At 62.1% G+C, this 23,378-nt stretch carries 25 protein-coding genes; 6 read left to right on the forward strand and 19 right to left on the reverse strand.

The window, feature by feature from the left end:
* Positions 1 to 142: 142 nt before the first annotated feature.
* The 11 genes from QRN10_RS18660 to QRN10_RS18710 all read right to left on the reverse strand — a co-directional run bounded on the left by QRN10_RS18660 (position 143) and on the right by QRN10_RS18710 (position 12,369).
* Entirely contained in the window at positions 143 to 3,208 is a 3,066-nt protein-coding gene (locus QRN10_RS18660) for an efflux RND transporter permease subunit (protein ID WP_285428864.1), read from the reverse strand.
* The gene (locus tag QRN10_RS18665; protein WP_181081469.1) at positions 3,205 to 4,275 is read right to left on the reverse strand and encodes an efflux RND transporter periplasmic adaptor subunit; all 1,071 of its coding nucleotides are present in this window, start codon (positions 4,273 to 4,275) and stop codon (positions 3,205 to 3,207) included. Before QRN10_RS18665 ends, QRN10_RS18660 begins: the two co-directional genes overlap by 4 nt.
* Entirely contained in the window at positions 4,272 to 5,354 is a 1,083-nt protein-coding gene (locus tag QRN10_RS18670; protein ID WP_285428865.1) for an efflux RND transporter periplasmic adaptor subunit, read from the reverse strand. The genes QRN10_RS18665 and QRN10_RS18670 overlap by 4 nt, the downstream gene beginning before the upstream one ends.
* A gap of 207 nt (positions 5,355 to 5,561) precedes the next feature.
* The gene (locus QRN10_RS18675) at positions 5,562 to 6,413 is read right to left on the reverse strand and encodes a transporter substrate-binding domain-containing protein (protein WP_167418138.1); all 852 of its coding nucleotides are present in this window, start codon (positions 6,411 to 6,413) and stop codon (positions 5,562 to 5,564) included.
* Positions 6,410 to 7,186 carry an amino acid ABC transporter ATP-binding protein gene (locus QRN10_RS18680; protein WP_167418137.1) on the reverse strand — a complete coding sequence of 259 codons (777 nt, stop codon included), beginning with the start codon at positions 7,184 to 7,186 and terminating at the stop codon, positions 6,410 to 6,412. The genes QRN10_RS18675 and QRN10_RS18680 overlap by 4 nt, the downstream gene beginning before the upstream one ends.
* On the reverse strand, positions 7,183 to 7,842 hold the full coding sequence (locus QRN10_RS18685) for an amino acid ABC transporter permease (protein ID WP_181081467.1): 660 nt from the start codon (positions 7,840 to 7,842) through the stop codon (positions 7,183 to 7,185). Before QRN10_RS18685 ends, QRN10_RS18680 begins: the two co-directional genes overlap by 4 nt.
* Positions 7,823 to 8,488 carry an amino acid ABC transporter permease gene (locus tag QRN10_RS18690; protein WP_285428866.1) on the reverse strand — a complete coding sequence of 222 codons (666 nt, stop codon included), beginning with the start codon at positions 8,486 to 8,488 and terminating at the stop codon, positions 7,823 to 7,825. Before QRN10_RS18690 ends, QRN10_RS18685 begins: the two co-directional genes overlap by 20 nt.
* 448 nt (positions 8,489 to 8,936) lie before the next feature.
* On the reverse strand, positions 8,937 to 9,719 hold the full coding sequence (locus tag QRN10_RS18695; RefSeq protein WP_253509944.1) for a MetQ/NlpA family ABC transporter substrate-binding protein: 783 nt from the start codon (positions 9,717 to 9,719) through the stop codon (positions 8,937 to 8,939).
* 127 nt (positions 9,720 to 9,846) lie between these two features.
* Complete coding sequence (locus QRN10_RS18700) at positions 9,847 to 10,773, reverse strand: sigma 54-interacting transcriptional regulator (RefSeq protein WP_285428867.1); 927 nt, start codon at positions 10,771 to 10,773, stop codon at positions 9,847 to 9,849.
* Between the two features lie 47 nt (positions 10,774 to 10,820).
* Positions 10,821 to 11,402, reverse strand: coding sequence for an alpha/beta hydrolase (locus QRN10_RS18705; RefSeq protein WP_285428868.1), 582 nt, complete (start codon positions 11,400 to 11,402; stop codon positions 10,821 to 10,823).
* Positions 11,403 to 11,526: 124 nt separating this feature from the next.
* Entirely contained in the window at positions 11,527 to 12,369 is an 843-nt protein-coding gene (locus QRN10_RS18710) for a LysR family transcriptional regulator (protein WP_181081462.1), read from the reverse strand.
* A gap of 106 nt (positions 12,370 to 12,475) precedes the next feature.
* Here QRN10_RS18710 and QRN10_RS18715 point away from each other — a divergent pair, with 106 nt between their 5' ends.
* Together QRN10_RS18715 and QRN10_RS18720 are read left to right on the forward strand one after the other, a co-directional pair.
* Complete coding sequence (locus QRN10_RS18715; RefSeq protein ID WP_285428869.1) at positions 12,476 to 13,672, forward strand: CynX/NimT family MFS transporter; 1,197 nt, start codon at positions 12,476 to 12,478, stop codon at positions 13,670 to 13,672.
* A gap of 85 nt (positions 13,673 to 13,757) precedes the next feature.
* The gene (locus tag QRN10_RS18720) at positions 13,758 to 14,219 is read left to right on the forward strand and encodes an HIT family protein (protein WP_285428870.1); all 462 of its coding nucleotides are present in this window, start codon (positions 13,758 to 13,760) and stop codon (positions 14,217 to 14,219) included.
* Between the two features lie 42 nt (positions 14,220 to 14,261).
* On the opposite strand, the gene QRN10_RS18725 is transcribed toward QRN10_RS18720, so the two are convergent.
* Positions 14,262 to 15,341, reverse strand: a complete 1,080-nt coding sequence (locus QRN10_RS18725; RefSeq protein ID WP_253509938.1) for a fatty acid desaturase — start codon at positions 15,339 to 15,341, stop codon at positions 14,262 to 14,264.
* A 101-nt stretch (positions 15,342 to 15,442) separates the two neighbouring features.
* Between QRN10_RS18725 and QRN10_RS18730 the strand changes: the two genes are divergently transcribed.
* The gene (locus tag QRN10_RS18730) at positions 15,443 to 16,447 is read left to right on the forward strand and encodes an AraC family transcriptional regulator (protein ID WP_285428871.1); all 1,005 of its coding nucleotides are present in this window, start codon (positions 15,443 to 15,445) and stop codon (positions 16,445 to 16,447) included.
* On the opposite strand, the gene QRN10_RS18735 is transcribed toward QRN10_RS18730, so the two are convergent.
* Complete coding sequence (locus QRN10_RS18735; protein ID WP_181081457.1) at positions 16,444 to 16,809, reverse strand: response regulator transcription factor; 366 nt, start codon at positions 16,807 to 16,809, stop codon at positions 16,444 to 16,446. The genes QRN10_RS18730 and QRN10_RS18735 overlap by 4 nt on opposite strands.
* 100 nt (positions 16,810 to 16,909) lie before the next feature.
* Between QRN10_RS18735 and QRN10_RS18740 the strand changes: the two genes are divergently transcribed.
* Complete coding sequence (locus tag QRN10_RS18740; protein ID WP_181081456.1) at positions 16,910 to 17,383, forward strand: GlcG/HbpS family heme-binding protein; 474 nt, start codon at positions 16,910 to 16,912, stop codon at positions 17,381 to 17,383.
* A 23-nt stretch (positions 17,384 to 17,406) separates the two neighbouring features.
* A complete protein-coding gene (gene uraH / locus QRN10_RS18745; protein ID WP_181081455.1) occupies positions 17,407 to 17,817 on the forward strand; it encodes a hydroxyisourate hydrolase in 411 nt (136 codons plus the stop codon).
* Here the strand turns inward: uraH and QRN10_RS18750 are convergent.
* Positions 17,814 to 18,506 carry a Crp/Fnr family transcriptional regulator gene (locus tag QRN10_RS18750; RefSeq protein WP_181081454.1) on the reverse strand — a complete coding sequence of 231 codons (693 nt, stop codon included), beginning with the start codon at positions 18,504 to 18,506 and terminating at the stop codon, positions 17,814 to 17,816. The genes uraH and QRN10_RS18750 overlap by 4 nt on opposite strands.
* Before the next feature lie 83 nt (positions 18,507 to 18,589).
* On the opposite strand from QRN10_RS18750, the gene QRN10_RS18755 reads away from it, so the two are divergent.
* Positions 18,590 to 19,156 (forward strand): Mpo1 family 2-hydroxy fatty acid dioxygenase, encoded by a 567-nt coding sequence (locus tag QRN10_RS18755; protein WP_285428873.1) that lies wholly within the window; start codon positions 18,590 to 18,592, stop codon positions 19,154 to 19,156.
* A gap of 53 nt (positions 19,157 to 19,209) precedes the next feature.
* Here QRN10_RS18755 and QRN10_RS18760 read toward each other — a convergent pair whose 3' ends face one another.
* The 5 genes from QRN10_RS18760 to oscA all read right to left on the reverse strand — a co-directional run bounded on the left by QRN10_RS18760 (position 19,210) and on the right by oscA (position 23,234).
* On the reverse strand, positions 19,210 to 20,190 hold the full coding sequence (locus tag QRN10_RS18760) for a sulfate/molybdate ABC transporter ATP-binding protein (protein ID WP_181081452.1): 981 nt from the start codon (positions 20,188 to 20,190) through the stop codon (positions 19,210 to 19,212).
* Between the two features lie 3 nt (positions 20,191 to 20,193).
* Positions 20,194 to 21,066, reverse strand: a complete 873-nt coding sequence (gene cysW / locus QRN10_RS18765) for a sulfate ABC transporter permease subunit CysW (RefSeq protein ID WP_181081451.1) — start codon at positions 21,064 to 21,066, stop codon at positions 20,194 to 20,196.
* Between the two features lie 13 nt (positions 21,067 to 21,079).
* Positions 21,080 to 21,898, reverse strand: a complete 819-nt coding sequence (gene cysT / locus QRN10_RS18770; protein ID WP_181081450.1) for a sulfate ABC transporter permease subunit CysT — start codon at positions 21,896 to 21,898, stop codon at positions 21,080 to 21,082.
* A gap of 77 nt (positions 21,899 to 21,975) precedes the next feature.
* Positions 21,976 to 22,986: a sulfate ABC transporter substrate-binding protein gene (locus QRN10_RS18775; RefSeq protein ID WP_181081449.1), complete on the reverse strand. Its 1,011-nt coding sequence runs from the start codon at positions 22,984 to 22,986 to the stop codon at positions 21,976 to 21,978.
* A 65-nt stretch (positions 22,987 to 23,051) separates the two neighbouring features.
* Positions 23,052 to 23,234, reverse strand: coding sequence for a sulfur starvation response protein OscA (oscA, locus tag QRN10_RS18780; RefSeq protein WP_007941032.1), 183 nt, complete (start codon positions 23,232 to 23,234; stop codon positions 23,052 to 23,054).
* Positions 23,235 to 23,378: the final 144 nt, after the last annotated feature.

A 23,378-nucleotide genomic window follows, 5' to 3' on the forward strand; every position in this document is an offset into this window, starting at 1 on the left:
ATTCAGGCCGCTCAGGCATAGATAGAAAATCGTCCAACTTTGTGGGGTCAGTTCACCCGCGTGGGAATGCAGCCCGTGACGCTCCGCGTCACCTGTGCGCAGTAGCCAAAACCTGCGGCGCTTGGCGGGGACTCTCACATGTTTAACGGCGTTCGTCCTGTTGCTCCTGCTTTGGCTCGCGAATCTTGTACCACGCCACATACAACGCCGGCAGGAACAGCAGCGTGAGCAAGGTGGCGATGATGATGCCGCCAATCATCGCGTACGCCATCGGCCCCCAGAACACTTCGCGGGCAATCGGGATCATGCCCAGGCTCGCCGCAGCGGCCGTGAGCAGGATCGGCCGTCGACGGTGCTCGGTGGCTTCCACCACGGCATCCCACGGCGTGTAGCCGTCGCGTTCGTAGGCATCGATCTGCGTCACCAGGATCACCGAGTTACGGATGATGATGCCGATCAACGCCAGGATGCCGAGGATCGCCACAAAGCCCATGGGCGTACCGGTGGGGATCAGCGCCAGCACCACGCCGATCAGCCCCAGCGGCGCGACACTGGCGACCAGGAACATCTTCTGCACGCTGTGCAACTGGATCATCAGGAACGTCGCCATCAAAAACAGCATCAGCGGCACCACGCTGGCGATCGGGCCCTGGGCCTTGCCGCTCTCTTCCACAGTGCCGCCGGTGGCGACCTTGTAGCCTACCGGCAGGCCGGCGCTGAACTTGTCGATCTCGGGCTTGAGCTGCTTGACCAGGTCGGTCGGCTGCATTTCGTCGCGCACCGAGGCCTTGATGGTGATGGTCGGCAAACGGTCGCGACGCCACACCAAAGGCTGCTCCAGTTCATAGCGCACGGTGGCGAAGGCCAGCAGTGGGATCGACGTGCCGTTGGGCGTGACAATCTGCAGGTTCTGCAGGGTTTCCGGCGTGCCGCGCTCGGCGTCTTCGGCGCGGCCGACCACGTTGATCAGGTAGATATCGTCATGCACCTGGGTCACCGAAGCACCGCTGACCACGCTGTTCATCAGCTGCGCGACGTCTTCGGAGGACAGGCCCAACTGCCGTGCCTTGTCCTGGGCGATGTCCACGCGCAGGACTTTGCCCGGCTCGTTCCAGTCGTAAATGATCTCGCCCAGGTGGGTGTTTTGATCCAGCAGGGTCGCCAGTTCGATGGCGTGCTTGCGAACCTGGTCGGTGTCTTTGCCGGATACGCGATACTGGATAGGCCGTCCTACGGGCGGGCCCATTTCCAGCGGCTGTACATAACTGCCGATACCGACAAAGTCGTCGCGCAGACGCTTTTGCAGGCGCGCGATCAATGCGCCACGTTCCTCCAGGCCTTTGCTGACGATCACCAACTGCGCGTAGTAGGGGTTTTCCAGTTGCTGGTCGAGGGGCAGGTAGAAACGAATCGCACCCTGGCCGATGTAAGTGCTCCAACGGGCGATGTCGGGGTCGTCCTTGATAATGGCTTCCAGACGGTCGACGGTTTTGCGTGTTTCGTTGATCGAGGCGTTCTGCGGCAGGTTGAGGTCGACCAGGATTTCCGGGCGATCCGACGAGGGGAAGAACTGGTTCTGCACGAACTGCATGGAGAACACCGACGCCACGAACAACCCCACGGTGATGCCAACGGCCCACCAGCGGTTGCGCATGGCCCACAGCATGCCGCGATTGAACCCCCGGCCGATGCGCCCAGGCTCGGCGTTATGAGGCTTAACGTTGGCGCTGAGGATATGCACGCCGATCACCGGCGCAAACAATACCGCCACCACCCACGACACCAGCATCGCCACGGCGATCACCGCGAACAGCGTGAAGGTGTACTCACCGGCCGAACTGGCGTTGAGGCCGATCGGCACAAAGCCTGCCACTGTGACCAGCGTACCGGTCAGCATCGGGAACGCGGTCGACGTGTAGGCGTAAGTGGCCGCCTGCTCCTTGGTTTCACCTTTTTCCAGGCGCGTGATCATCATCTCCACGGTGATCATCGCGTCATCTACCAACAGGCCGAGGGCAATAATCAACGCGCCCAGCGAGACGCGCTGCATGGTGATGCCGCTGTATTCCATGAACACGAACACCAGCGCCAGCACCAGCGGAATCGAACACGCCACCACCAGCCCGGCACGCAGACCGAGGCTGATAAAGCTCACCACCAGCACGATGATCACCGCCTCGAACAACGCACTGGTAAAGCCGCCCACGGCTTCTTCCACCACTTCGGCCTGGTCCGACACCTTGTGCACGCCGACACCCACCGGCAGGTCGGCGGTCAGTTCGTCCATGCGCGTGTGCAGGGCCTTGCCGAACGACTGGATATTGCCGCCCTTCTGCATGGCGATGGCCAAACCGATGGCAGGCTTGCCGTTGAAGCGAAACATCGGCCGCGCCGGGTCGACGTAGCCTCGGCTGATCTCGGCAATGTCCGCGAGGCGATAGAAACGGTCATTGAGGCGCAGATTGACGTTGGCCAGGTCTTTTTCCGAGGCGAACTGCCCCGAAGTTCGCACCGAAATCCGCTCCGGCCCGGCTTCGATCACACCGGCAGGCGTCACGGCGTTCTGCGATTGCAGGCTTTGCACGACCTGGCGCTGGTCGACGCCCAGCGCCGCCAGTTTGCGCGTGGAGAAGTTCAGGTAAATCACTTCATCCTGTTGGCCGATCATCTCCACCTTGCCCAGCCCCGGCACCGAACGGATCTCGGCGCGTACCTGCTCGACGTAGTCACGCAACTGGCGCATCGACAGGCCGTCGCCGGTAAAGGCGTACACCGAGCCGAACACGTCACCGAACTCATCGTTGAACGACGGCCCTTGCAGGCCTTGGGGGAAGGTGCCGCGAATATCGTCGATCTTCTTGCGCACCTGGTACCAGATTTCGGGGATGGCCTTGGCGCTGGTGGTGTCCTTGAGGAATACGAACACGGTGGACTCGCCCGGTCGGGTATAGCTCTTCACATAGTCGAGGGAGTCGAGTTCTTCGAGTTTTTTCTCAATGCGGTCGGTGACCTGCTTGAGGGTTTCTTCCTGGGTCGCGCCCGGCCAGCGGGTCTGGATCACCATAGTCTTGATGGTGAACGACGGGTCTTCTTCGCGGCCCAGGTTCATGTAGGAGAACACGCCCATCAGCAGCGCGACGAACATCAGGTACCAGACGAAGGACTGATGCTTGAGGGCCCAGTCGGATAAGTTGAAGCTGCCTTTCATCGCGGGCTGTCCTCGTCGATTTTGACTTTCTGCCCGGGCTTCAGGCTGTTCACGCCGGCGGTGACGATGCGCTCGCCGGCTTTGACGCCGCCGTTGACCAGGGCGCTGCCGCCCTCCCGGCTGATCACCGTGACATCTCGCGGTTGTACGGTCTGGGTCTGGGTGTCGAGCAGCCAGATGCGGGTCTTGCCGTCAACGTCCTGCAAGGCGCTCACCGGCAGCTCGATGCGCGGGGTGATGGCGGTGCTCAGGGTGACGCTGATGGCCGTGCCGAGGCGGAACGCGGGCGGCGTCTCGGCCAGAGTCAGGCGTGCGCGACGGGTGCGCGTGGCGCTCTGGGCCTGTGGCTCGATTTCGCGCACGGTGGCGGTGGTGTGAACGCTGGGGTCCAGTTGCCCGGCGACCAGGAACACCCCATCCGGAGGCAGGCGCTCGGCCAGGCTGGCGGGAAGATCGATCACCGCTTCCTTGATGTCCGGGCGTGCCAGGGTCACCACTTGCTGGCCGGCGCTGACCACCTGGCCGGCCTCGGCGTTCCAGGCGGTGACGATGCCGGCATGGTCGGTGCGCAGTTCGGCGTAGTTGAGCTGGTCCTTGGCCTGGTTGACCGAGGCCTTGGCCTGATCGAGGCTGGCCTGGGTGGTTTTCAGGTCGGTCAGCGCCACGTCCAGCTGGGCCTGGGCGCCGACGCCACGGTTGAACAGCTCCTGCTGGCGGCGGGCATTGGCCTGGGCATTGATGAACTGCGCCTGCACCCGCGCCAGGTCGCCCTGGGCTGCGCGCAACTGGTTCTGCTGGTCGGTGGGATCGAGCACGGCCAGCAAGGCGCCCTTCTCCACTTCGGCGCCGACGTCCACGAGGCGACGGGCGATACGGCCGGGCACGCGAAAGCCCAGGTTACTTTCGTAACGGGCCTGGATGGTGCCGGCGAAGCGGCCGAGGTTTTCCTGGTCTTCAGCCTTCACTTGCATCGACAGCACCGGGCGCACCGGGTCGGGCGCGGGTTCTTCCTTGGAGCACGCCGCCAGTGCCAGGCCGGCGGCGAGCATGACGATCAGGCGCTTCATGGCTGGGCTCCTGGCTGGGCAATCTCGACCTGCATACCGGGGTGCAGCAACTGGCCGCCGGCCACCACGACTTTTTCGCCGCCCTTGAGGCCATCGCCGATGATGACTTTGCCAGTGAGGTAGCGGGCCACGGAGACTTTATGCAACTGCGCCTTGCCCTCGCCGTCCACCAGCCACACGGCGGGTTCGCTGAGATCTTTGGTGAGAGCCGACCACGGCAGTTCGACGCTGGCCCTGGCCGGGCCATTGGCGGTGGCGCTGACCACCGAGCCCAGCTCCATGCCTTTGGGCAGTGACTGCAGGGCAATCTTTACTTGCACGGTGCCGGTGTTGGCGGCCACCGCCGGGGTAATTTCGCGCACATTGCCTTGCACCTGAATGCTCGGGTTGTCCAGCAGGCTGACGGTGATCGGCGCGTCGGACGGTGGCTCTACCAGCAGCGATTCATACACGTTGAACACCGCATCGCGCTCGCCGTCGCGGGCCAGGCTGAAAATCGGCACAGTGGCCTGCACCACTTGGCCCACCTCGGCCTGGCGCGCCGTGATCACGCCCGGCGCATCGGCGACCAGTGCGGTGTAGCCCAGTTGCTCACGGGCATTGGCCAGTTGTGCCTGGGCCGCGGCCAGGGCGCTTTGGCTGCTGCGCAAGGCGGCCTGGGCCGAGTCGTATTCGCTGCGGCTGGTGTAGCCTTTGGGCAGGAGCTTTTCCTGGCGCACAAACGCCGCCGCTGTCTGCTTGACCCGCGCCTGTTCGGCCACGACCTGGGCCTGGGCCGAATCGACGTTGGTCTGCAGGTCTTTGGGATCGAGCCTGGCCAGCACTTGCCTGGCGCTTACGCGATCGCCCACATCCACCAGGCGCTGGATGATCTTGCCGCCCACGCGAAAGGACAGATCGGTTTGCACCCGCGCCTGGATATCCCCGGTCAGGGTGACTGCCGCGGCGAAATCCGCCGACTGCACGGTCTGCACAAACACCCGGGAATGAGCCTTGGGCTCGGTGTTTTCCTGACCGCAACCGCTCAAGAGCGCCAGCAGGCCAAGTCCGAATATGAAAGTGGAAATACGACCGCCCATGCAGTCTCCTTTTGCGTGATGCCGACGTGCCAGTGTGTATGCGACTGTCAGCTTAGATCAGGGTTCCTTATCTGCATGGGGAAGAGAGTATTGAGGTGATTTCACCGGCCTCATCGGGGCAAGCCCCCTCTCACACATTTGATGTGTGAATACATTCAAATGCGGGAGGGGGCTTGCCCCGATAGCGATACAACAGTCAGCGCAGAACTAGCCCTGCCATTTGCCGCCTTCGACAATCACGCTCTCAGGCTGGGTGTCATCACTGAGTTCTTTACGCACGTATTGGTCGTACAGTTTGAGCAGAAATTTCTCCTCGCCCAACTTCGCCAGTTCGGTATTTACCCAATCGCGCAGTTCGGTGTTGCCCTTCTTGACCGCCGGGGCGATGGGGGCTTCGTCGCCGAGTTTCTGTTCCAGCACGCGGTAGCCGGGGTTTTGCTTGGCCCAGCTGAACAGCACCAGGTTGTCCTGGGCATAGGCATCGCCGCGACCGGCTGACAGCGCCTGCAGGGATTCGGAGTTTTTCTCGAACTTGAGCAGTTTCCAGTCCGGATGGTTTTTGGTCAGCCAGATATCGGCGGTGGTGCCGGTGGTGACGATGATGGTGCGGGTCGCCAGGTCATCCAGGCGCTTGACCGGGCTGTCGTTGGGCACCAGGGCCTGCACCGCGACTTTCAGGTTGGGATGGGTGAAGTCCACCGCTTCCTTGCGCTCCGGGGTCACGGTCATGTTGGCCAGGATCAGGTCGACCTTGTCGCTTTGCAGGAATGGAATGCGGCTGGCCGGCTCCACGGCGACGAATTCGACTTTGTTCTCGTCGCCCAGCAGATCCTTGGCGAATCGGCGGCCGATGTCTGTATCGAAGCCGACATAGCGCCCGGCCTCGTCCACAAAGCCGAACGGTGGTTTGTCGGTGAAGACGCCGACAATCAACTTGTCGCGCGCTTTGATCTTGTCGATGTAACTCACGGCAGCCGTGGGTTTGGCAGGCTCTTCGGCCTTTTTATCGCAACCGGCCAGCAGCGCGACGGCTAACAGGGGCAGTAGTAGTTTTTTCATAGCGGTTCCAGTTCCTTGATTTTCTTGGGCAGTGTTGAAACAAAGGAGAACTTCTCCAGGAACTGCTGCGCGCGTGCGGTTTGCGGGTTCGTAAAGAATGCCTCGGGGGTGTTGTGTTCGAGAATGCGGCCGGCCTCCATGAACACCACGCGGTCGGCGACGGCGCGAGCGAAGGCCATTTCATGGGTCACGATCAGTAATGTCATGCCATCGCGGGCCAGGCCCTGGATCACCTCCAGCACTTCCTTGACCATCTCCGGATCGAGGGCTGCAGTGACTTCGTCGAACAGCATGACTTGTGGGTTCATGCACAGCGAACGGACGATGGCGATGCGTTGCTGCTGGCCGCCGGAGAGCTGGCGCGGGAACGCGTCGCGCTTGTCCGCCAGGCCGACCCGCGCCAACAGCTGTTCAGCCTGCTCGCGGGCTTGGCGCGGCTCGCGCTTTTGCACTTTCAGCGGCCCGAGCAGGATGTTGTCGAGTACGCTCATATGTGGAAACAGATGGTAGCTCTGGAACACCATGCCTACGTCCTGGCGCACCTGGCGCCAGTCGGTGTGTTTATCCAGCAGCTCCTTGCCGGCAAATCGCAGGCTGCCACCATGGGCCACTTCCAGGCCGTTGAGGCAACGCAGCAAGGTGCTTTTGCCGCAGCCGCTGGGGCCGAGGATCACCACCACTTCGCCGCTGTGCACGCTCAGGTCGATGCCCTTGAGCACCTGCTGCTCGCCGAAGAATTTGTTGAAACCCTGGAACTCGATCAATGCGCTCATGCTTGGGCCCAGCGCCGTTCCAGCACCTTGGAGGCGGCCGACAACGGGTAGCAGATAAAGAAAAAGAACAGGAACAGCGCGCCGTAGATCAACACCGACTCATAAGTGCGCTCGATGATTTGCTGACCGACCTTGATCACGTCCACCACGCCGATCAGCACCGCCAGGGAACTGGTCTTGATGATGCGCGTGTAGACGTTGATCGTGGGTGGCGTCATGCGCTTGAGGGCCTGGGGCAGCAACACGTAGCCGTACAACTGCGGGTCGGACAAGCCAATCGACAGGCCGGCCTCGCGCTGGCCACGGGGCAGCGAATGCAACGCGCCACGTACCACTTCGCCGACCTCGCTGGCGCCCCACAACGACAACACCAGCACCGCGCACCAGAAACTGGGGAGGCTCAGGCCAAAAAAAATCGGTAGGCCAAAGAACAGCAGGTACAACCACACCAGCACCGGGATCGCCCGGAACAACTCCAGGTAAACCCGCAGCACGGCGTTGATCAGCCGGTTGTTCAAGGTGCGCAGCACGCCATACAGCACGCCGCCTACCGTACTGAAGGCGATGCTCATAAACGAAATCGACAAGGTCTGCGCGGCACCCTTGCCCAGTTGCGGCAGCGACACCCACAACAACTCAAGACCCGAACTGGCCATGCTGGAGCCTCCTTTCCAAGCGGCTGAGCAGCAGCGACAGCGGCAAGAACAACAGCACGCAAATCAGCGTCAGCACGGCGAGCATTTCGTAGGTCTTGTAGTAGAGGGCGATGTAGCTCTTGGTGGTGTAGAGAATCTCCGGCACGGCCACGGCGGAGACCACGGTGGTCTCTTTGAGCAGGAAGATGAAATTAGCGAACAAGGCCGGCAGGCTGAGGATGCCGGCCTGGGGCAGGATCACGTGGCGCAGCAGTTGCCAGTCCGACAGGCCAATGGACTTGCCCGATTCGACCTGCGCCTGCGGCACCGCCTCCACACCGGCGCGCAGCACTTCGGTGAGGTAAGCACCGCCCAGAAAGGTCATGGTGATGATCGCCGCCCAGAACCCGGAGACATTCAAGCCCAGGGCGGGCAAGGCGAAGTACACGAAAAACAGCTGGATCAGCAGCGGTGTATTGCGCGCCAGCTCCACATACATCGCCACCAGGCGCGACAGGTACGGCGTGCGAAACACCAGCAGCGCCGCGTTGATCAGCGCTACAAGCAAGGAGGTGGCGATGGCGATCAGGCCGACTTGCAGCGTGACACCCACGGCCTTCAAAAACGCCGGCAGGGTGCTGAGGATAAAAGCGAAATCGAGGGTCATTTGCAGTCCATGACGCCGCAGGGTAGAGCGGCGCGTGTTATCCAAGCCGACGTGGGTAACGTCGGGTAGCGCGAACTTTAAAGGTATAAAAAGTAAATTTTAAATACCAAAATAGCATATTGATATCACCCAAAAAGATAACCTCCGGATTCGCGGGGTTGGCGGGTGGCAGCTATGGTTGAGGGGTCTGTGTTTCGAGGGAATGAACAATGAACAAAGCGAAACCGATTGATCCGCAGGAGTTGGTGAAATGGTTGGTGGCGTTGCGCAGGGCGATCAATAGCCGCGCGCTCTGACACGCTGAATGTCCACTGTGAGATGAAGATCAAATGTGTGAGAGAGCAAGCCCCCTCACACATTTTGATTGCATTGCGAATTCCACACATAAAAAAACGCCGACGCTATGTGAGCCGCCGGCGTTGAAACCTTGAAGGGGTGTTGGCTTACATCAGAACGCCGGCACAACCGCGCCGTTGTACTTCTTCTCGATGAAGGCTTTGACTTCCGGGCTGGTCAGGGCCTTGGACAGTTTCTGGATAGCGTCGCTGTCCTTGTTGTCCGGGCGAGCCACCAGGAAGTTTACGTAAGGCGACTTGGCGTCTTCGATGATCAGCGCATCCTTGGCCGGGTTCAGGCCGGCTTCCAGCGCGTAGTTGGTGTTGATCAGGTCCAGGTCGACCTGGTCCAGCACGCGGGGCAGCAGCGCCGACTCCAGCTCTTTGAATTTGAGGTGTTTCGGGTTGCTGGCGATGTCTTTGGGCGTAGCCAGGGCGTTGGTCGGGTCTTTGAGGGTGATCACACCGGCTTTCTGCAGCAGCAACAGGGCGCGGCCGCTGTTGGAGCCTTCGTTCGGGATGGCCACGGTGGCGCCGTCTTTCAGGTCTTCAATTTTCTTGATTTTTTTCGAATAACCGCCGAACGGTTCAACGTGCACGCCCACCACGGTCACCAGGTTGGTGCCCTTGCCCTTGTTGAAGTTTTCCAGGTACGGCAGGGTCTGGAAGTAGTTGGCGTCCAGGCGCTTTTCAGCGACTTGCACGTTGGGCTGCACATAGTCGGTGAATACTTTGATTTCCAGGTCCACGCCTTCTTTGGCCAGGGTTGGCTTGACCAGCTCGAGGATCTCGGCATGCGGGATCGGGGTGGCGGCCACCACCAGTTTCTCGTTGGCCTGGGCGAAGCTGGCAGTCAGGGCAGCGGCCAATGCGGTAAACAACAGAACCTTTTTCATGCAGTGTCCTTATCGACAGTCCGGGGCGTCTCTGACGACCGTGTGTAGGGTGGTGTGCCAGCGAAGTGCTATCGCGGCATGCAGGGGACAATACCTAGATTTTTTATTCCCGAACAATATCTTTTATTCACGTTGATATTCCATTTTGTTCATGTAGGAATCGGCGCAACGTTTCCTGGTCGGCCGGGCTGGCCTGGGCGTAAATCCTCCGCACCTGTTCCAGCGGCGAACCCGCCGCCGGCAGGTTCAGGTGCTCCGGCAGAATTTCGTCGCCGCTGCTCACCAGGAGCGCAAAGTGAATAACGTTTTCCAGCTCACGGGTATTGCCCGGCCAGCTGTGGCTTTCCAGCACGCGCTGGGCGGCCTCGCTGATCAGCGGCACCGGCAGGTCAAGACGCTGACTGTAGATGCCCAGGAAGTACTCGGCCAACGACAGAATATCGCCCACCCGCTCGCGCAATGCGGGTAGGTCCAACCGGCCTTCGCTCAGGTAGTGAAACAGTCGCTCATGAAATTTGCCGGCGGCCACGGCCTGCGCCAGGTCGATGCTGGTGGCGGCCACCAGACGCACGTCCACCGGGCTCGGCTGCTGGGCGCCGACGCGGGTGACTTCATGGTTTTCCAGGGCGGCGAGTAATTTGACCTGGATCGGCAGCGGCAGGTCGCCGATCTCATCCAGGTACAAGGTGCCGCCATTGGCCGAACCAAACCAGCCGGCGCGGCTGCTGGCGGTGCCGCTGTGGCTGCCGGCGGCGTAGCCGAACAATTCGGCGTCGGCGTAGGTGGGGCTGATGGCGCCGCAATTGACCGAGACGAACAAGCCCGTACGGTCACTTCCGCGGTGGATATGCCGCGCCAACAGCTCTTTACCGCTGCCGGTCTCGCCGCGAATCAGCACGGGCAAAGCGCGCGGCGCGAGGGTTTCCAGCTCTTCGCGCAGCTTGCGCGAGCGCGGGTCGACAAACACCAGCGCCTTGGCGCGGATGCTCAGCGGGCTTTTTTCCGCGTCGGGGAAGGTCAGCAGCGGCTGACCGAAGGTTTCATGCAGACTCATGGCAAGCTCCCGCCCCACGTCCGCCAGGGACGGGGCGTTGAAAAAAATCAGGCGGTGCGCCGGGCGTGCTGCTCGAGGCGGCTTTGCAGGCGATAGAGGTAGGCGAAGCCTTGCTCCCAGCGCTGATGACCGGACTTCACGTTGATATGCCCTGCCCCCGAAAGAATGCCGGCTTCGGCCCCCCAGTTGCGCGCCAACTCCAGGGCCCGAGGGGCGCTGACGGCGCTGTCGTTGTCGGAACTGACCACCTGGCTCGGGAACGGCAACAGGTCGGTGGGGATCGGCGCGAAATTGCGCAAGACCGGCGAGCAGGCCGGACGCTCCACATCCGCCGGCGCCACCAGCAAGGCGCCGCGCACCTGCCGCAGGAACTGCACGGGTGCGGTGGCCGCCCAATGGGCCACGGTGATGCAGCCCAGGCTATGGGCGATGAGAATCACCGGCGTGCTGTCGGCGGCGATCGCCTCGGCCAGCGCGGCAACCCAGTCTTCACGTCGCGGCGTCAGCCAATCGGCCTGCTCCACACGCGCGCTGTTGGGCAGGCTGTGTTGCCAATGACTTTGCCAATGATTGTCCGGCGATCCTTGCCAGCCCGGCACGATCAGATAACGAATCGACTCGCTGTGCATGGGTGTGCCCTCCTGCAGCGTTTAACGTGCTGAGCAGTATAGGGACGCGGTTTATATTCGTTAAGGAATAAGAAGCTATTTATTAATAACCAAAAATACAAGCTGTGGTCCGGCCGTCTCCACCTCACTTCGCGCACAAATCGAACAACTGAGCCTGTAAGCACTGCCCCGCCGCACTCAGGCCATGGCGGGCATACAACGCCAGGCGCACGCCTTGCACTTCGGGCAGACCGCTGTCAGGCCCCAATTCCACATGCCCTGGCTGCACCACCCGGCGCGGCAACAGGCTCACCCCCAGCCCAGCCGCCACCGCCGAACACACGCTGGCCAAACTCGCGCTTGAGTAACCGATACGCCAGCGCCAGCCGCCCACTTCCAGGTGCTGCAGCATTTCATTGCGGTACAGGCCGCCCACCGGGAAGGCCACCAACGGCAACGGGTCGCGCCCCACGGATGGTGTGGTGCGGCTGTCCACCCAGCACAGCGGCTCGGGCCACGAGGCCAGGCAGTCGGCGCTGTCGCCCATTTGCTTGACCAGCAGCACATCGAATTCGCCGGCCCGGTATTGACGTTGCAACTCGGGGCCCAAACCACTGGTGACCTCCAGACGCACCCGTGGATAAGCCTGCACGAATGACGACAACAGCGGCATCAGGCGCTCGGCGGCAAAATCTTCCGGCACCCCCAGGCGCAGCACGCCGTCGCTCTGTTGGCTGATCAGCACTTCAGCTGCCTCTTCATGCAGCGCCAGGATGCGCCTGGCGTACGCCAGCAAGCGCTCGCCTTCGGTGGTGGCGACCACGCGGCGCTGGTCGCGGTCGAGCAACTGACACGTCACCGCGTCCTCCAGACGGCGGATCTGCTGGCTCACGGTGGACTGGGTCAGGTGCAGGCGCTCGGCGGCGCGAGTGAAATTGCCGCAGTCCACCACGGCGACAAAGCTGCGCAATAACACGGGGTCGAACATCTACGTCACCATTGTGTTTGCCACTGATTGGCATGGTTATATTTAATTTCAGAATACTCCCAGGGCTGCCCATACTTCACCTCCCATCGTGCCCGGAGCGGCCTGCATGACCTTGAACAAATCCCTCGCCGGCTGGGCACTATTGCTGGTGCTGGGCCTGAACCTGCGGCCGATCCTCAGCTCCATCAGCCCGCTACTGGGCGAAATCCGGCAGGCCACCGGTTTGAGTTTCCAGAGCAGCGCCCTGCTGACCAGCCTGCCGGTAGTGTGCATGGGCCTGGTGGCGCTGATCGGCGTGCGGGTGGAAGCACGCCTGGGCGAGCGGCGGGGCATCGCCCTGGGGCTGATGATGATCCTGCTGGCCTGCCTGGCGCGTTGGTTGATGGGGCAGGCGTCGGCGCTGCTGGTCACGGCATTGCTCGGCGGGGCCGGCGTGGCGCTGATCCAGGCGCTGGTACCAGCGATGATCAAGCGCGAGTTTCGTCATCGTGTGCCGGTGGCGATGGGGGTGTATTCGGCTTCATTGATGGCCGGTGGCGGGCTCGCGGCATTGCTCAGCCCGGTAGTGGCTACGCACTTTGCTCAGTGGCAGGCGGGGCTCGGGATCTGGCTGTTGCCGGCACTCGGCGCGTTGCTGCTGTGGGCCTGGCTGCCGTTGGGCGCGGCGCGCAACTCGCAGGTGGCGCCCGCATTGAAGGGCCTGCGCAATCGGCGTGCGTGGTTATTGGCGTTGTATTTCGGCCTGGTGAACTGCGGCTACATGAGCCTGGTGGCCTGGCTGCCGGCTTATTACCAGCAACTGGGCTGGGGCGTGCTGCCCAGCGGCTCGCTGCTGGCGTACATGACCATTTTCCAAGTGATCGCCGCGCTGCTGATGCCGGTGCTGGCACAACGCGGTGTCGACCGTCGTCCGTTGCTGGTCATCAGCCTGTTGGCACAAACCGTCGGTTACCTCGGACTGATCTTCGCGCCGTTGGACTACCCCCACCTGTGGGTGGCCTTGTGCGGCTTCGGCCTGGGCGCCTGCTTTGCCCTGAGCCTGCTGCTGACCCTCGACCACCACCGCGACCCTCGCCATGCCGGGCAACTGGCGGCCTTTGTGCAAGGCGTGGGCTTTTTGATCAACGCCATTTCACCGTGGATGACCGGTTGGCTGCGCCAGCTCACCGGCGACTTCGTCAGCGCCTGGTGGGTGCTGACCGCCACGGTGCTGGCGATGCTGGTGGTGACGCGGGTGTTCAGCCCGGCGAGCTATCGCGTCGAACCGGACGTCGTGGCGCCGGGTCAGCGCTTTACACACTAGCGACACAAAACAATGCCAGGTTTGAACCATCGAAGTTCACCGGGCACGCTGCCCGCCCCTTTGACGAAAACGAGGACGTCGTCTGATGGACTGTATCTTCTGCAACATCGCTCGCGGCACCGCCCCTGCCCACTTGTTATGGGAAGACCAGAGCCACATGGCTTTCCTCTCCATCTTCCCCAACACCCCAGGGTTCAGTGTGGTGATTCCCAAGGCTCATTACGGCAGCTATGGGTTTGCCCAGTCGGACGAGGTGCTGTGCGAATTGGTGGTTGCGGCCAAGAAGACCGCACTGCTGATTGACCAGGCGCTTGCGGGCGTGGCGAGGACCGGCATGATTCTGGAGGGTTACGGCGTCGATCATTTGCACGCCAAGCTGTTCCCGATGCACGGAACGGGCGAAGACAGCGCATTCAAAAAAATCAGCTCTCGCATGGATAAGTTTTTTGATCGCTATGAGGGCTATCTCTCGTCCCATGACTGCACCAGGGCCGACGATTCGGCGTTGGCCGAGTTGGCCGCGCATATCCGTGCCGTCAACGACTGAGCACGGGCGGCCAGACTCGCCACCTCAACCGGCCACCGCACCTCAGCGCAACGCCGTTTCCGCCGGCTTGAGGCCGGCATTGGCTGCCGCCATGGGCTCCAGCCGATTGGCCCGCGCAAACGTGCCCAAATCATTAAAGCGCACACCCATTTCAGCCATCACTTTATGCGCCACCTTGGCCGTCATCTGGCGGATATAGAACGGTTCCTTCACCACAAAATGATGAATCCCGTGGGTGCTGCCGAAGTTGAAGCAGAACGCCTGCAACGGCCACATCCACCACGGGTTCAGCACCTGGGTCTGCTGGATCACATTGCCCGGTTCCACATCGCCGTAGTAGTGCATGTTGGAGCTGACAAAGTGCAGGCAGAACGTGCGCAGTACATTGGGGCCGATGATCACCACGGCGGCGATATCGATCACGTGCATCATCTGCAAAGTGCCTTCCGACCAGGCGATGGGCGCGCCGAGCAGGCTGGCGATGCCGTTGGCGGCGTGGAACCCTAGAAACACGTACCACGCGCCCCAATGCAGCAGCGCCAGCGGCGCATAAACCAGCAGCGCGCGCTTGAGAATCTTGAATTTATGGCTCCAGGTCTTGGCCCGCAGCATGCGGATAAAGGCCGACATCACGTTATCGCCCACCATCAACAAGCGCGCCAGGCCCCACGGCTCGCCGTTGGTGATTGCGCGCTCCTCCATGTCGGCCTCGGTGCCGGAGACCTTGTGATGGTTCAGGTGCAGGTGGCGACGGATCCACGGGTTGATGGTGCTCGGCCGCGCCAGCCATACCAGGCCCATCATCAGGTTGTGCGGCACACGCTGCTTGCGAAAGTACATGCTATGGATCAGGTCGTGTTCCAGCTCGTGGGTCAGTGAAGCGAAAAATGCGTTGAGCAGCAGGCACACCCACCAGGCCATATGCCCGCTGATGTACAGCGCCGCCGAGCCAAGCATGCCCAACAGCGCAAAGGCCAGGATGCCGGCACCCAGAGCGTCCTGATGCTGCAGCCACGGGTGTTGCTGGCGCAGGCGCACGCCTTCGGCGAGTACGACTTCGCGAATGTGCGCCGAACGTTGTTGTGCATTCAGCGATTGGGGACTTGCAGAAGTACCGTCCATGCTCCCATCCTCTTGTTTATCGAGGCTTACATCCTGCACCAGGCGCTCGCGCAGGACGCAAGCCCCACACGCCAACCTGTTGACCGCACACGCCAATCATCATGACCGAACCCACCTCCCTCGCCAGCTGGACCCGCGCCCTGCGCAAACAGCTCGATGCCCTGGGCCTGGACAGCGCCGCGCTGTGCCGCGAGGCCGGGCTCGATCCGCAGTTGATGGACGACCCCAACGCGCGCTACCCGCTGTCGGCCACCACGCGCCTGTGGGAACTGGCGGTGCACGTCAGCGGCGATCCGGCGATCGGTTTGCGGGTGTCGCGGTTTGTCAGCCCCACCACGTTTCACGCGCTGGGCTATGCGCTGGTCGCCAGCGGCAGTTTGCGCGAGGTATTCGAACGCATCGTGCGTTACCACCAGGTGGTCAGTGATGCCTTGACCCTGGAGTTGAGCCGCGACGGCGAGCGCTACCGGTTTCGCCTGCTGCAACCGCCAGGCAACCCGGCGCCGGCGTTCGAGGCGATCGATGCGTTCGCGGCGATTTACGTGCGCACCTGCCGCAATCGCCTGGGTCGGGATTACGCGCCGTTGGCCGTGTACCTGCGCCGCCCGCCGCCGGCCGATCCGACGCCGTGGCACACGGTGTTCCGCGCGCCGGTGTTTTTCGCCGCCGACGAAGACCGCCTGGAATTCGCCGCGCGCGACTTCGACAGCCATCTGGACGACGCCAACCCGGAGCTGGCCGAACACAACGAAACGGTGCTCAAACGCACCCTCGCCCAACTGCAACCGCTGACCTGGGAGCGCAAGGTGCGTGCGGCCATCGAAGCGCAATTACCCGACGGCGAGCCCAGCGCCGAACGCGTTGCCCAGGCCCTGCACCTGAGCCTGCGCAGCCTGCAACGGCATCTGGCGGACGAAGGCTGTCGGTTCGATGCGTTGCTCAATCAATGCCGGCAGAACCTGGCGTTACTGCACCTGCGTGATCCGCACTGTTCGTTGGCCGAGATCAGCCACCTGTTGGGGTTTGCCGATACCAGCAGCTTCAACCGTGCGTTCAAGCGCTGGACGGGGATGACGCCGGGGCAGTTCAGAGAAGGCTTGGGTTAGCGCCCACGTTCGCGCCGCAGCAGTTTCTTGACTCGCGCGACCAGCGCCTTGTCATCAAACGGTTTGAGCAGGTAGTCATCCTCATGCAGCTCCAAACCGCGCAGACGGTCTTCGATCCCGCCCGGCGTGGTCAGGAACAACAACGGCGTGTCGCCTCGCTGACGGATCGCCTGCTGCAGCTTCCACGCATTCAGGCCCGGCAACATCACGTCCAGGATCACCAGGTCGTACACGCAGCTTTCCACAAAGCGCTGCGCGGCCATGCCGTTGGCCGCGACTTCCACAGCGAAACCCGCCTCGCTCAAGCCTTGGGCCATGCGTTGCGCCAGCTGCGGCTGGTCTTCCACTAACAACACCTGCATGCCTTACCTCTGGGATTAATGACAAACCTGTCATCCAATTGTGCGGTTTCTGACCCCGTTCACTGGCTACCGTGGGTGCCTGTTCAACGGAGCCTTCACCATGTATCGCACTGCTTTGTTTTTGAGCCTGGCGCTGACCAGCGCCGCCCAGGCCGCGCCGCAATTGCCGCGCCATGCCGATCTGGACCTGCGTACCGCGCGCCAATTGGCCGACGCCAGCCTGGCCCACTGCAACGCCGCGCTGACCGTGCTCGATCGCGGCGGCAACCCGTTGCTGGCCCTGCGCGCCGATGGGGTCGGACCGCACAACAGCCTCGCCAGCCAGCGCAAGGCCTACACCGCGCTGTCGAGCAAGACCGCCACCCGGCTGTTTGCCGAGCGCGCCCGCAACAACCCGGAAGCGGCCAACCTTAACACCTTGCCTGAATTGCTGTTGCTCGGTGGCGGCGTGCCGTTGTTTGCCGACGCCGAACTGGTCGGCGCCCTGGGCATTGCCGGTGCCGGTGGCGCGGCGCAGGACGAAGCCTGTGCCGTCCAGGCCGCCGAGCAGCTGGGCCTGAAAACTTCCTTGTAACTGACCCTCGAAAGGACCTCTCGATGAAAACCCTGAGCATTACCCTCGCCGCCCTCAGCCTGAGCGGCCTGTGCAACCTGGCCCTGGCCGACGGCAACCCGCTGAGCGTCCACGTCCTTAACCTGGAAAACGGCCTGCCGTCGGCGGGTGTGAGTGTGACCCTGGAGCAGCAGGTGGGCGATCACTGGCAAGCGCTGTCCGAGGGCGTGACCAACCAGCAGGGGCGCATTGCCGAACTGTTCCCCGCCGATCGCAGCATGAAACCCGGCGAGTACCGGGTGGTGTTCAAGACCGGCGACTACTACAAGAAGGCCAACCGCGAGACCTTTTTCCCGGAAGTACCGGTGATTTTCCAGGTCAAGCAGGCCGACCAGCACTACCACATCCCGCTGCTGCTCAGCCCGTACGGGTTCTCCACGTACCGCGGCTCCTAGTTTGAGGCGCCTGCGGCGTGCCGCAGGCCTGGCAGGTCGAGCACTTTGATCGCGCCATAACTCAAGCCGATAATGCCCTGCTGCTCCAGGCTCTTGAGCAGGCTGTTGATGGTCTGGCGCGACAGGCCCAACATCGCCGCCAAGTCTTCCTGGGGCAGTTGCAGCTCGCGGCGCGCCTGCTCGATTTCACCGTAGCCTTCGGCAATCATCAGCAACCGATGGGCCAGGCGCGCCGACGCGGGCATCAGGCTCATCTGTTCGATATTGATCAATGACAGCCGCAGTTTATGGCTCATCAGCAGGGCTATTTCCCGCCAATACACCGGCTGGTGCTCAAGCAGCGCGAGCATCGCCGCCTGCGGCACGTGCAGCAACGTACACGGCCCCATCGCCAGCGCATCGTGGGTGCGCGGCAGGCCGTCGAACAGGCAGATCTCGCCGAACCAGTAGGGCGTTTCCACCAGGCTCAACACCGCTTCCTTGCCTTGGGCATTGACCGCGCTGATGCGCACCGCACCGTCGAGCACCGCATACAGGCCACAGGGCGGATCGCCGCGTTTGAACAGCCACTGCCCCGCCGCCAGCGTACGCAAGCGAGCGGCCGTCAGCAGGCTGCGCTGCAGGTCGCCCGGCAAGTGCCTGAACCAATGGCCGGTGACCAATTGGCGGTGCCAGTTCTCTGGGTTCATGAGCGCTCCGAAGATTGTCGTCCAGCCGACAGTCAGGCGTGGTCCGACAGGGCATCATCAAACATCCTACAGGAGGAACAACAATGAAAAGCCTCGTCGACCACCTCAGTCAATACGCCGCCTACCACCGCGACCCGCGCAATATCGCCAGCCATTTTGTCGGCATCCCAATGATTGTGGTTGCGGTGGCCGTTCTGCTGTCGCGCCCGGAATGGACGGTGGGTGGGTTGTGGCTTTCACCGGCGGTGATCGTGGCGCTGTTTTCGGCGTGGTTTTACCTGCGCCTCGAGCTGGCCCTGGGCGTCTTGATGACGGTATTGATGGGCTTGTCGGTGTGGGCCGGGCATGCGTTGGCGGCGCAGAGCACGATGGTGTGGCTCAGCAGTGGGGTGGGGATGTTTGTGGTGGGTTGGGTGATTCAGTTTGTCGGGCATTACTACGAAGGCAAGAAACCGGCGTTTGTGGATGACGTGTCGGGGTTGATTGTGGGGCCGTTGTTTGTGGTGGCGGAGGTGGCGTTTTTGCTGGGGTTGCGGCATGGCTTGAAGCAACAGATCGAAGAGCGCTCGGGGCCAATGGCTCGCCGCGATGATCGTTCCCATGCTCCGCGTGGGAATGCAGCCCAGGACGCTCCGCGTCCCAAAGCGTGACGCAGAGCGTCACAAAAGGCGCTCCCACGCGGAGCGTGGGAACGATCAGGGGCTCAGGTTTTTTGCCAGACCTTGGGCTTGAAGAACAGGGTTTCGCCACGGGCCAAACCGGTCAGGCTGTCGTGGTCTTTCACCACTTCGGCTTCGATCAGTTCGGGCTGGCCCTCCACCTTGAGCGTCACTCGCGTGGTCGCGCCCAGCGGGCGGATATCGCGCACTTCGGCGGCGTGGTGGTCTTCCAGTGCATGGCGCGACAGCGACACTTCATGAGGGCGGAACAGCACGTGCCGGTCTTCGCCCAGGTGCAGACGATTGGAGTCGCCGAGGAAGTGGTACACAAAATCGCTGGCCGGGTTCTCGTAGACGTCACCCGGTGAGCCGATCTGTTCGATCACGCCCTTGTTCATCACCACGATGCGGTCGGCGACTTCCATGGCCTCTTCCTGATCGTGGGTCACGAAAACCGACGTGAGGTTGATGTCTTCATGCAGGCGCGCCAGCCAGCGGCGCAGTTCTTTACGCACCTTGGCGTCGAGGGCGCCGAAAGGTTCGTCCAGCAGCAGCACCTTGGGTTCCACCGCCAGGGCGCGGGCCAGGGCGATGCGCTGGCGTTGGCCGCCGGAGAGTTGTTCCGGGTAGCGGTCGGACAGCCAGTCCAGTTGCACCATGTTCAGCAGCTCATGGACCTTCGCCGCGATCTGACTTTCGCTGGGCCGCTGGTTTTTCGGCTTCATGCGCAGGCCGAAGGCGACGTTATCGAACACGGTCATGTGGCGAAACAACGCATAGTGCTGAAACACAAACCCGACGTTGCGATCACGCACGTCGTGGCCCGACACGTCCTCGCCGTGGAACACAATGCTGCCGTCATCGGGCGTTTCCAGGCCGGCGATGATGCGCAGCAACGTGGTCTTGCCGCAGCCGGAAGGGCCGAGCAACGCCACCAGCTCGCCACTCTGGATATCCAGATTGATGCTGTTCAGGGCCTTGAAGGCGTTGAAGTTCTTGCTGACATTACGGACTTCGATCGACATGACTTATTCCTCTGCCGCACTGGCGCGCAGGCGATTGATACGGTTCTCGCTCCACTGCTTGAGCAGCAGGATGAAGAGCGCCAGGATCAGCAACAGACTCGCCACCGCGAACGCGGCAACGTGGTTGTATTCGTTGTAGAGAATCTCGACGTGCAGCGGCAAGGTGTTGGTCACGCCGCGAATGTGGCCGGACACCACCGACACCGCGCCGAACTCCCCCATGGCCCGCGCGGTACAAAGCACCACGCCGTAGATCAGGCCCCATTTAATGTTCGGCACGGTCACATGCCAGAACATCTGCCAGCCATTGGCGCCGAGCAGGCGCGCCGCCTCTTCTTCCTGGGTGCCCTGCTCCTGCATCAGCGGGATCAGCTCACGGGCCACGAAGGGCACGGTGACGAAAATCGTCGCCAGCACGATACCCGGCAGGGCGAACACGATCTGGATGTCGTGCGCTTGCAACCACGGCCCGAAAAAGCCCTGGGCGCCGAACATCAGCACATACACCAGGCCGGCGATCACCGGCGACACCGAGAACGGCAGGTCGATCAGCGTCACCAGAATGCTTTTGCCACGGAACGAGTACTTGCTCACGCACCACGCCGCGCTGACGCCGAACACCAGGTTGAGCGGTACCGAAATCAACACGGCGATCACCGTGAGCTTCAGTGCGGACAACGCGTCCGGTTCAAGGATCGCGGTGAAAAACGCGCCGAGGCCGTTCTTCAAGCCCTGGGACACCACGATAAACAGCGGCAACAGCAGAAACAGCGCGAACACCAGCCAGCCGAAGCCGATCAGGATGCGTCGCGACGCGGCACTGCCACGCCGGGCTGCGTTGGCCGAGGACGCAGCGGAAATAGACGATTGGGACATGTTCCGCGCCTCCTTATGGACGTTCGATGCGCCGCTGCAACAAGTTGATCAGCAGCAGCAAAACAAAGGAAACCACCAGCATCAACACGCCAATGGAGGTGGCGCCGCGGTAGTCGTACTGGTCGAGCTTGACCATGATCAGCAGCGGCAGGATCTCGGTTTTCATCGGCATGTTACCGGCGATGAAAATCACCGAACCGTACTCACCCACGCCTCGAGCGAACGCCAGGGCAAAACCGGTCAGCCAGGCCGGCAGCAGCGCCGGCACGAGGATGTAGCGGAACACCTGCAACGGCTTGGCGCCCAGGCAGGCGGCGGCTTCTTCGACTTCGCGCGGGATATCGGCCAATACCGGCTGCACCGTGCGCACCACGAACGGCAGGGTCACGAAGGTCAACGCCAGGGTGATGCCCAGCGGCGTGTAGGCGATCTTGAAACCCAGGTCGGCGGCGAACTGGCCGACCAGGCCGGTCGGTGTGTACAGCGCGGTCAGCGCAATACCGGCCACGGCGGTGGGCAGGGCGAACGGCAGGTCGATCATCGCGTCGATGATCTTGCGTCCGGGGAAGGTGTAACGCACCAGCACCCAGGCCAGCAGCGTGCCGATCACACCGTTGATCAGCGCGGCGTACAGCGCGGTGCTGAAGCTCAGCTTCAAGGCCGCCAGCACGCGCGGTGCGGAAATGATGTTCCAGAACTGATCCCAGGTGAGTTGAGCGGCGTGAACGAACATCGCCGCGAGGGGGATGAGCACGATCAGGCTGAGGTACACCACGGTGTAGCCCAGCGTCAGCCCGAAGCCGGGTATGACGGGGGAGATACGACGCGACATAAGAGTCCTTGGTTAGCGTAACTGACACACAAAGCCCGCAGCTGAATGCGGGCTCTGTGGGCGGGTTGTTGCTTGGCTTACTGCGCCGTGTAGATCTGGTCGAACACGCCACCGTCGTTAAAGAATTTCGGTTGGGCAGTTTTCCAGCCGCCGAAGTCTTTGTCGATAGTCACCAGGTCCAGTTTCGGGAACTGCCGGGCGTATTTGGCGGCAACCTTTTCATCGCGTGGGCGGTAGAAGTTTTTCGCCGCAATCTCCTGGCCGGCCGGGCTGTACAGGTGCTTGAGGTATTCGGTGGCGATTTCGGTGTTGCCCTTTTTCTCGGCGTTTTTGTCGACCACCGCCACCGGTGGCTCGGCAAGGATCGACAGCGACGGTACGACGATATCGAACTTGTCTTTGCCGCCGTCTTCCTTGAGCGCCAGGAACGCCTCGTTTTCCCAGGCGAGCAATACGTCACCCTGACCGTTATTGACGAAGGTGATGGTCGAACCGCGCGCACCGGTGTCCAGCACCGGTACGTGCTTGAACAGTTCCTTCACGTATTCCTGAGCCTTGGCTTCGCTGCCCCCAGCCTTGAGGCCATAAGCCCAGGCGGCGAGGAAGTTCCAGCGCGCACCGCCTGAGGTTTTCGGATTCGGCGTGATCACCGACACGTCTTGCTTGATCAGGTCGCCCCAGTCCTTGATGCCTTTGGGGTTGCCCTTGCGCACCAGGAACACGATGGTCGAGGTGTACGGAGTGCTGGCGTCCGGCAGCCGGGTCTGCCAGTTTTCCGGGAGGGTTTTGCCCAGCTTGGCGATTTCGTCGATGTCGCCGGCCAGGGCCAGGGTCACCACGTCGGCGCGCAGGCCGTCGATCACCGCACGGCCTTGCTTGCCCGAGCCACCGTGGGATTGCTGGATCTTGACGGTGTCGCCGGGGTGGGCCTGTTTCCAGAAGCTGGTGAATTCCGCGTTGTAGTCCTGGTACAGCTCACGGGTCGGATCGTACGAGACGTTGAGCAACTCGTAGTCCTTGGCAACCGCGGAACCGGCAAACACGGCGCTGGCCAGGGCGGCCAGGGCATAACGGCGAATCGACGACATAGAGGCTCCTGAAATTCTGGGGTGTTGGCTTTTTCTTATAATTGCGGGTCTATCGCCGTCAGCGCTTAGCTCGGTTTATTACCGGGGTTTTGCAGACGGAATTTTTCCTTGCGCTCGATCTGCACCACCTGGGCGTTATGCACGGTGATTTCCACCGCGCCAAAACGCAGATCGCGCAGGGCGCTCTGGATCTCACGCAAGATGGTTGCTTCGTCCTGGCCGTCGACGCTACGTAGAGATGCGCTCATGGTCTCGCTCCTGAAATGAATAGTGCCTGGCAGTGGCGGCACTGCTTGCGGCGTGAGAGCGATAGTAGATAAGCGCGGATATTCTTAAAAATACTATTTAAGAATGTTTATATAACCAGAAAGAATTTTCTGACAGGACGTGGG

The sequence above is a fragment of the Pseudomonas sp. lyk4-R2A-8 genome (genome assembly GCF_030209095.1).
GTDB classification, from domain to species: domain Bacteria; phylum Pseudomonadota; class Gammaproteobacteria; order Pseudomonadales; family Pseudomonadaceae; genus Aquipseudomonas; species Aquipseudomonas quebecensis.

Excerpts from the sequence above, each read along its gene's own strand:
- oscA (WP_007941032.1), bottom strand. The coding sequence starts at position 23,234 with ATGAGCGCATCTCTACGTAGCGTCGACGGCCAGGACGAAGCAACCATC.
- uraH (WP_181081455.1), top strand. The coding sequence starts at position 17,407 with ATGAAAACCCTGAGCATTACCCTCGCCGCCCTCAGCCTGAGCGGCCTG.
- QRN10_RS18740 (WP_181081456.1), top strand. The coding sequence starts at position 16,910 with ATGTATCGCACTGCTTTGTTTTTGAGCCTGGCGCTGACCAGCGCCGCC.
- QRN10_RS18660 (WP_285428864.1), bottom strand. The coding sequence starts at position 3,208 with ATGAAAGGCAGCTTCAACTTATCCGACTGGGCCCTCAAGCATCAGTCC.
- QRN10_RS18750 (WP_181081454.1), bottom strand. The coding sequence starts at position 18,506 with ATGAACCCAGAGAACTGGCACCGCCAATTGGTCACCGGCCATTGGTTC.
- QRN10_RS18725 (WP_253509938.1), bottom strand. The coding sequence starts at position 15,341 with ATGGACGGTACTTCTGCAAGTCCCCAATCGCTGAATGCACAACAACGT.
- QRN10_RS18665 (WP_181081469.1), bottom strand. The coding sequence starts at position 4,275 with ATGAAGCGCCTGATCGTCATGCTCGCCGCCGGCCTGGCACTGGCGGCG.
- QRN10_RS18715 (WP_285428869.1), top strand. The coding sequence starts at position 12,476 with ATGACCTTGAACAAATCCCTCGCCGGCTGGGCACTATTGCTGGTGCTG.
- QRN10_RS18680 (WP_167418137.1), bottom strand. The coding sequence starts at position 7,186 with ATGAGCGCATTGATCGAGTTCCAGGGTTTCAACAAATTCTTCGGCGAG.
- QRN10_RS18760 (WP_181081452.1), bottom strand. The coding sequence starts at position 20,190 with ATGTCGATCGAAGTCCGTAATGTCAGCAAGAACTTCAACGCCTTCAAG.
- QRN10_RS18675 (WP_167418138.1), bottom strand. The coding sequence starts at position 6,413 with ATGAAAAAACTACTACTGCCCCTGTTAGCCGTCGCGCTGCTGGCCGGT.
- QRN10_RS18720 (WP_285428870.1), top strand. The coding sequence starts at position 13,758 with ATGGACTGTATCTTCTGCAACATCGCTCGCGGCACCGCCCCTGCCCAC.
- QRN10_RS18710 (WP_181081462.1), bottom strand. The coding sequence starts at position 12,369 with ATGTTCGACCCCGTGTTATTGCGCAGCTTTGTCGCCGTGGTGGACTGC.
- cysT (WP_181081450.1), bottom strand. The coding sequence starts at position 21,898 with ATGTCGCGTCGTATCTCCCCCGTCATACCCGGCTTCGGGCTGACGCTG.
- QRN10_RS18755 (WP_285428873.1), top strand. The coding sequence starts at position 18,590 with ATGAAAAGCCTCGTCGACCACCTCAGTCAATACGCCGCCTACCACCGC.
- QRN10_RS18685 (WP_181081467.1), bottom strand. The coding sequence starts at position 7,842 with ATGGCCAGTTCGGGTCTTGAGTTGTTGTGGGTGTCGCTGCCGCAACTG.
- QRN10_RS18695 (WP_253509944.1), bottom strand. The coding sequence starts at position 9,719 with ATGAAAAAGGTTCTGTTGTTTACCGCATTGGCCGCTGCCCTGACTGCC.
- QRN10_RS18735 (WP_181081457.1), bottom strand. The coding sequence starts at position 16,809 with ATGCAGGTGTTGTTAGTGGAAGACCAGCCGCAGCTGGCGCAACGCATG.
- QRN10_RS18730 (WP_285428871.1), top strand. The coding sequence starts at position 15,443 with ATGACCGAACCCACCTCCCTCGCCAGCTGGACCCGCGCCCTGCGCAAA.
- QRN10_RS18705 (WP_285428868.1), bottom strand. The coding sequence starts at position 11,402 with ATGCACAGCGAGTCGATTCGTTATCTGATCGTGCCGGGCTGGCAAGGA.
- QRN10_RS18670 (WP_285428865.1), bottom strand. The coding sequence starts at position 5,354 with ATGGGCGGTCGTATTTCCACTTTCATATTCGGACTTGGCCTGCTGGCG.
- cysW (WP_181081451.1), bottom strand. The coding sequence starts at position 21,066 with ATGTCCCAATCGTCTATTTCCGCTGCGTCCTCGGCCAACGCAGCCCGG.
- QRN10_RS18700 (WP_285428867.1), bottom strand. The coding sequence starts at position 10,773 with ATGAGTCTGCATGAAACCTTCGGTCAGCCGCTGCTGACCTTCCCCGAC.
- QRN10_RS18690 (WP_285428866.1), bottom strand. The coding sequence starts at position 8,488 with ATGACCCTCGATTTCGCTTTTATCCTCAGCACCCTGCCGGCGTTTTTG.
- QRN10_RS18775 (WP_181081449.1), bottom strand. The coding sequence starts at position 22,986 with ATGTCGTCGATTCGCCGTTATGCCCTGGCCGCCCTGGCCAGCGCCGTG.